Annotated in this window: 6 protein-coding genes; 4 read left to right on the forward strand and 2 right to left on the reverse strand. The window is 34.4% G+C overall.

What is annotated here, in order from left to right; all coding sequences use genetic code 11:
- The first annotated feature begins 915 nt into the window (after positions 1-915).
- Complete coding sequence (locus tag DB41_RS12245) at positions 916-1,107, forward strand: hypothetical protein (RefSeq protein WP_052243907.1); 192 nt, start codon at positions 916-918, stop codon at positions 1,105-1,107.
- On the forward strand, positions 1,040-1,444 hold the full coding sequence (locus DB41_RS11250) for an NADH-quinone oxidoreductase subunit C (RefSeq protein ID WP_238578426.1): 405 nt from the start codon (positions 1,040-1,042) through the stop codon (positions 1,442-1,444). The genes DB41_RS12245 and DB41_RS11250 overlap by 68 nt, the downstream gene beginning before the upstream one ends.
- Before the next feature lie 179 nt (positions 1,445-1,623).
- Here the strand turns inward: DB41_RS11250 and DB41_RS04570 are convergent, their stop codons facing one another.
- Both DB41_RS04570 and DB41_RS04575 read right to left on the reverse strand, forming a co-directional pair.
- Positions 1,624-3,213, reverse strand: coding sequence for a gamma-glutamyl-gamma-aminobutyrate hydrolase family protein (locus DB41_RS04570; protein ID WP_039384859.1), 1,590 nt, complete (start codon positions 3,211-3,213; stop codon positions 1,624-1,626).
- Positions 3,214-3,673: 460 nt separating this feature from the next.
- Complete coding sequence (locus tag DB41_RS04575) at positions 3,674-4,414, reverse strand: hypothetical protein (RefSeq protein ID WP_039384861.1); 741 nt, start codon at positions 4,412-4,414, stop codon at positions 3,674-3,676.
- Positions 4,415-6,298: 1,884 nt separating this feature from the next.
- On the opposite strand from DB41_RS04575, the gene DB41_RS04580 reads away from it, so the two are divergent.
- Both DB41_RS04580 and DB41_RS04585 read left to right on the forward strand, forming a co-directional pair.
- On the forward strand, positions 6,299-6,565 hold the full coding sequence (locus DB41_RS04580; RefSeq protein WP_039384863.1) for a DNA-binding protein: 267 nt from the start codon (positions 6,299-6,301) through the stop codon (positions 6,563-6,565).
- Between the two features lie 11 nt (positions 6,566-6,576).
- Positions 6,577-6,732 carry a hypothetical protein gene (locus tag DB41_RS04585; RefSeq protein ID WP_238578425.1) on the forward strand — a complete coding sequence of 52 codons (156 nt, stop codon included), beginning with the start codon at positions 6,577-6,579 and terminating at the stop codon, positions 6,730-6,732.
- The last annotated feature ends 155 nt before the right edge of the window (positions 6,733-6,887 follow it).

The following is a 6,887-nucleotide window of genomic DNA, read 5'->3' on the forward strand; positions in this document are numbered from 1 at the left end:
AATTGCTTGCTTTATCATGCCATAAATAATTTTGCATTTTTATCTCATTTTTTAAAATCTGCTTATATTATTTTTTTAAAATAATCATCATGCTTCTTCCTCTAAAATTAAAATATTATTTAGTAGATAAATATTTTTTTATAGCTTCTTTATTTTTCTTCTCATAATTATTTGCATGGGATTTTTTTTCAATAAATATCTAGCTTCCTTAGATATTAAAAATTGTTTTGTAATTAATAGATTATTTAGCTTTTTATTTTAGCCTCGAAAAATGCCTAGTCATCTTACCCTTCGAAAATATTGACAAGATACAGGGATTATTGATATGAAAACCCTCAGGTGAGGTTAATGTTTGCATGATGTTTTTAGGCCGTTTTTAGAGTCATACCCTTTTTATTGACTGTAAAACAGTATCTAAAGGTTTAAGGGTATCTCTATAAAGAATTTTTAAACTTAATATTTTACCGAAAAGTCCTAAATTTACAGCTTATTTTTTTAACAGGTGCTTTTTTATAAAGAGACGGTTCCCCAACAATATGGTCATTGATCAAATTTTCCTCTAGATAAAACATTTGTTGCACAACCACAGGACGACTTAGCTTTTCATATCGCTACTGGCTTTTTAGTTTTCCTTTAGTAAAGCTTGCTGCAGCTTACGAGAACTTCTTAAAAACTCAGCTGATCAAGTAGTAATCGGTTAATTTACAAATATTTAAGTAGAATAGCAGCGTATAATAATAAGGTTGAGCGTTTTTAAGAGGCTTACCTGGTTTAAGCTTAGAGCCAAAGCTTTTTTTCTTTAAGATAGTATTTACTTAACAGATCTAAGTGTCTTATTTAAGAAAAGCTTGACCTGTAAGGAAAAAGGGGCGCACCCACTAGACAAAAAATCCATTTTAACAGGAGAGCAGCCTTATGAACATTTCTGAAACATTGGAAAATTTAAAAGTTCAATTAGGAGAGGGAATTATCAAAAAAAACTTATTTTCTTGGAGAAGTAATCGTAGAGGTAGGCAAAGAAAATATAAAAAAGGCGCTTATATGCTTAAAGCAGGTAGGTTACGAGGTCTTAATAGATCTTACAGCCATCCACTCTCTGCTGCCTAACAAAAAAATAAAAATTGCATACTGGCTATATAACCCTATTCATTGTGAGCGTATGCGAATAATCAGCTATACCGAAAGTGACATGCTACTCCCTTCAGTAACAGATATATGGGAAGAGGCTGAAGGGTATGAGCGCCAGCTTTTTAATTTATTTAACGTTCGATTTACAGAGCATTACACGCCTAAAGGAATCTTGGTAGCCAAGGAGTGGGAAAAGCCTTCTTCATCGCAAGGATACGTACAACAAGAAGAGTATATGAAATTTAAAACTTACCTTAGCAATCAGGACCCTTCACTAATCATTCCTTGTGTCCATGCTAATCCTCCTATCGATTGAAAAATTTTAAATAATAAGGCTATAAAGCTTATGTAGTTAGAGGTAATAACAGCTTAATGACGAGCAACTTTTCGCGCATGACCCGGATCAGAACATAAATAGAAATATTTTTATTAAATCCTTGATTTTTTTATTTATCTAGGCAAGCCTTAAAAAATAATGCTAACCTGGACATAAATCTATTTTATCATCACACGCTCCGTTACAATTTCTTTAATGCTTTTCACCATCTTTTTTCTCTTCTTGGTTAGTTTTACAGTTTCTAAGAAAGCTTTAAATATTTTTTTGTTTTCTTTAGATATTTTTACATTAGCAGCAGCTCCTGTTTTTACTTCCGCATCAACAAAATACTCAGGATGAAATTGAAGAAAAATTTTAGGGCTTCCTCCCCTATCACTCTCCAAAGCTTTAGGGATTTCTTCTTTTTCGCTCGGATAAACAATGATTTCTTCTAAGTGATCGCCGATCCTATCCAAAGCTTGATGATGGGCAGAAATACTACTAAATTTGCCATTAACTACTTCTCTTAATAGGCCGCGAGAATGACCCACAAAAACTTCTTCAGTATGGTATGTTTGGCGGCTTACTTGCCCTTCAACATGTTGTTTCAATGTGCCTCCATAAAAAACATTGCCTACATGCGAGCCTCTACAAATGCCCATTAATGGAATACCTTTTATTATGGCTTGTTGGATCAATGCAAACTCTAATAAGCTTCTTCTATAATCAGAGTCTGTATGTGTGTGAGGGTCTTTTTTATCCCCATAAAATTCTGGTTCCAGATCAGCTCCTCCAGGTAAAATGATAGCATCGACATAAGAAGAAAGCTTAACAGCTATAGAATAGATCTTGTAAATTTCAGAATTTTCTAATTGCTTTAGTTGATCATCCCTTATCTCTTTCAGAATTTGTTCTGGGATGCTTGTACAGAAAGAGGAATTTTTTTGGATTAATCTAATTTGATTTTTTACCTGCTGGTCTAAGAGGAGAAGATTAATATTATCCATCAAGTAATTATACTTTACAGGGATACCCTCTACCTCTTTTATGGCCAAGTTCACTTTAGTGGCGGTCAACCCAGGCTGACAAAAATTCCACGGAATGAGAATGGTAGGTTTAGTAACCTCATATCCTTTTCCTCCCATCCTATTAAACTTGTGTTTAGCATCAAATAGTAAACAGTCCGTTAGCTCGCAGTCTATAAAATTACTGCTACGACTCTCGTCAATTTCAACTTCTAGGAGATTGCTACCGGTTAAGATAGAAGAATTAAAATCTACCGATTTAAGATTGCTTCCATAGAAATCTACATATTTTAAATCACAATTACTAAATTTTATGCTGTTTAAGCTACTACCAGCTAAACCCATCTCACTCATTGTACAACCATCAAAAGAGGTGTTTATCATTTTAATTTTAAGCCACACAGCATGATTGAAATTGCAATTTATGAAGCAACAGTCTTTAAATAAAGAACCTGTTAAATTTATGTATTTGAAGTTACAATTCCTGAAAGTAATATTGTTAAAATCTACGTGCGTTAGGATATCAGTGCCCCAATAAGGTTTTAATCCCATTCCTTCTATAGGATTTACAGTCATTCCAATCTCTTTTAAGTCCAAAGAGACTACTTCTAAAGAATAATTGCCTTTTCTTAAATAATCCGTAAATTTGATTGAGCAGGTCGCATCATTTTTTCTTCTCTCTTTTATTTCTCGTAAAATCTGTAAATATTGGCTTTTATTAATACACTTTATTTTATTGCTCATTTTATCTCCCCGTTAGCCAAGCGGTAAAATTTAAAAATATCATTAACGAGTGCTCTTCATCCTTCTTAGAGCTCAAGCGTTCACGAAAGATACCGAGCATTAGGTGCAATTATACAGGCATCTGCAAAACCAAAAGCAGAAGGAAATAGCTATTATTTCTATTTGCTGCGCTTTTAGATTCCTATCATTCCCTCCGCCTCAGCCATTTAATGCAAGCAGGAACGGCTTAATTTTAGAATATTTTCTCTTCCCCCCTCAAAATTTTTAGAATAGTAAGCCAGTTAACAATTTATAGAATTACTTTCGATGATTTCTTAAGTAAAAATTATTTAATGTTTTCAAAGTTAAATAAAACCATTTATTATAACCTCTACTTTAAAACATGTTTAAAAGGCATTTTTCTTAATAATTTCTTCATTTTATAGATTGTTTTTTTCTTACCCCCCTTTCCTCGAAGCCTCTATTTATTAAGGAGAAAAGGCCATTTCTTTTCCATTAAACGCGCAATGGGCCGACATTCACGAGCTATGGTATACAAGTTGGTCAGATCCTCATACAGCATCCTATTTTCTTTTTTAGTAACATCTTGAGTAAAATTATGAGTAATTAGATTGATAATATTTCTAGCATCACTGACTCGCCCTTGTTTGATTGCCTTATATACACATTCGAACAGCTCTAGCCAGGTTTCTTCTGCCGATTCCTCTCCTTTAAGCTCCTTAATATGATTATAAACGACATAAGGTTGATAAAGATGGCGAATTACCCAACAATGGTGAAATATAATAGCAAAAATAATTGCCACGGTCAGCGCTAAAAACAACTCACTTAAATACTTTTCTATGATGGGTATTTGCTGAAGAGCTATTACAAGAAAGCAAATAATAGCTGAAGTGATTAAGACATATAAGCCAAAATGGGCTCTTGGATTACTAGAAATGCGCGAGAAAAAACCAGGTGATAGCCTTTCCTGTACCGCTTGAAAGGGAATCATAGTTAAGAATATGATAAGGCCGAAAATTGAGACTGAAAAAAAGCCAAGATCAAAAAACTTCTCTACTTTTATTTCGGCAAAAGGAAATCCAAGGTAGACAAATGCGATAAAAAGGCACCATATTCCTCCTATGGTAAAAAGAGAAGATAGAGAAAGCTTAATAAAATTAGAAAATCTAAAACGCAACACTTTTTGAAAGGGCGACATTTTATCCTCCTTAAAGTTGGTGTTTATTAGTATATTTCTTATCTAAACATGATAATTACTCATAAAATCATTTGCTATTTGGAAAGTACAACACTTAAGGCCTACCCGAGAATCTTACCAGCAAGCCTTAAAAGAAAGCCTATTTAACAAATAGGCAACTTACCTAGTATAGTATGCGCCGCTTCAAAAAAAAAGCTTAAAACTTTATTAATAGGCATATTTACTTCTCGATGGCCCCTCCCTACAGAGAAGAAAAAAAGAAAACAACAACTCTTTTAAACTTTCCTTTAGTTTTACTTCTCTTGGCTTGTTAATGTAAGCCGGCTTATCAGATTTACTCATACTGACTTAGCATGATCAAAAAATTATGTCCTTACTGAGTATTCTAGCCTAGTTCGGGTGCCGCTATTTCAAATCCTTAGTGCCCTATCTTTCAATTTTTTAACAGACCATCCCTCCCGATAGCTTAAAATAGATCCTCCCTTCAGTAAATTGATTTCAATCATTAAAACTTTAAAATGAAAAAACATGACTGTTTTGAGCCATTTCCTTAAGGTTTGCATTGGCGTTAGGGAATATGCAGGCATTTCTTACTCCATTGAATCCTTATAATTTAATTCGTCTTTAAGAGATCTCTTTTGAATTTTTACTGGATGAAAATTTGGCAAGATAACACCGGGCGAAAAGGCGTTAACACTGCTATTATGAGGCCCTTAGCTAGCTGAGGTAAAGTTTTTGGATAGTTGTCCTCATTCTACGGATGACAGAGAAGAGATTACTGAAGATAAATATCCATCTCTTCCTTTAAAATAATAAGCAACCTGCTTTAAGACTATTCTGCTAAGGCTAAGCACTCTCATACGATGCTTAAGTAAGATACCTTCATTCCCTCAGAAGGCTTTGCTTAAGGCGAATAATTGAATTTTTAAAAAATTGAAAATGAAATAAGGAACGTGAACCTCTCAGGATCCTACAGATATGAAAGTTGCGCCTAATGCAGGAGAGGTTAAATACCTTAATTTCTCCAGATTTCTTTGCTCTCTCGTAAAAATTTCGTTTGAGGAATTGGCGGCATAGGATCTTCAATCTATGAGGGCCTATTTCGCAGCAAGGCAACATGGCAAATATTAGTTATTGCCAAACTTTAGCACGCCTTTAACAGAAAAGAAATCGTAATGATAAGTTAGATCTTTAAGTAAGCTTCCCGTTTTAAGTAGAAAACATAATTTTGCAAAGTCATTCTTAATTATTGAATGGCTTTTTTGTATAGCGTTACCTAAAAAATATAGAACTTAAATTTTGACTTATTGAATTTAAAATTGGATGAAATAAAGATGCTTGTGAGGCTGCTTAAGCTTTTTTTGCGCGTCCCTTGCAGTATTGCATAAATTAACAAATTTCCAGTTACTGGGGTGCACTTCGAACTTTTGACTGAATGGCTCTTAAAAAAAAACTCGCATCTTATTCATTTTTAGATGCTTAAATTTTACTTGAAAACACATGTATCTTAAAGGATGCTTCCTTAATCAGAAAATGGATAAAGTTGGAAGTAGCTTTTCTTGGTAGATTAGTTGTTCAATATATGGTACAACGAAGAGAAAATACAAAATACTCGTAACAGATGAGTTTGAAGAATGGCTTGAGAGGGAACCCGCAAAATCTCGAGTTCAAATTGCTAAACGAATCGATAATATCAAAGAAGAAGGGCATTTTGGAGATCTCAAACAAGTAAGAGACCATGTTTGGGAACTTCGATGAGATAATGGACGAAGAATCTATTACTGTTTGATCCCAGTAAGCCAGTATTACTACTGTTAGGGGGAAATAAAAATGGCTAAACTAAAGACATCAAACAGGCAGAAAAAATTTACAAAGAGTGGGTTTATGACTAAATTTAAGAGAACGCCTCGGGAATACAATCCAATGAAAGATCTTTTAGATGAAGAGCTTATTGCCAAAGCTGTTTGGGAGTGCTTAAAAGAAAATGATCCTGATGGAGTGATTGAAATTCTGGAAGCTCATATCAGTGCCAAGAATAAAAGCCAACTTGCTAGAGAGCATGATTTACCTAGAACGACCCTATATCATGCCTTTAAAAGCAAAAATCCTACCCTTCACACACTTGCTAAACTGGTAAATGCAACCGTTTAAAAGAGCAGTTTATGAGAAAAAGTACGAAATATCAAGATTGGCTTCTTGAAAAGCTTAAAGATCCTGATGAAGCCGTTGTGCATCTAAACGATGCTTTGGAAGAAAGCCTTAAAGGCGATGAAGAGTCTCAGCAACTCTTTCTTATTGCTCTCCGCAATGTCGCATAAGCTCAAGGTGGTATTGGTGCTCTCGCTAAAAAGGCTTACGTAGGTGTCAAGCGACATGACAAATTGACCCCCAGCCCTAGCAAAATTTGCCCCCTCCTCCTAGTTTTATTTTTTCTCGTTCGTTGGCTCGCCACGTTTTACAAGTCCCGAACGCA

It is taken from the genome of Neochlamydia sp. TUME1 (genome assembly GCF_000813645.1).
Taxonomy (GTDB): Bacteria; Chlamydiota; Chlamydiia; order Chlamydiales; family Parachlamydiaceae; genus Neochlamydia.

Excerpts from the sequence above, each read along its gene's own strand:
- DB41_RS12245 (WP_052243907.1), top strand. The coding sequence starts at position 916 with ATGAACATTTCTGAAACATTGGAAAATTTAAAAGTTCAATTAGGAGAG.
- DB41_RS04570 (WP_039384859.1), bottom strand. The coding sequence starts at position 3,213 with ATGAGCAATAAAATAAAGTGTATTAATAAAAGCCAATATTTACAGATT.
- DB41_RS04575 (WP_039384861.1), bottom strand. The coding sequence starts at position 4,414 with ATGTCGCCCTTTCAAAAAGTGTTGCGTTTTAGATTTTCTAATTTTATT.
- DB41_RS04580 (WP_039384863.1), top strand. The coding sequence starts at position 6,299 with ATGACTAAATTTAAGAGAACGCCTCGGGAATACAATCCAATGAAAGAT.
- DB41_RS04585 (WP_238578425.1), top strand. The coding sequence starts at position 6,577 with ATGAGAAAAAGTACGAAATATCAAGATTGGCTTCTTGAAAAGCTTAAA.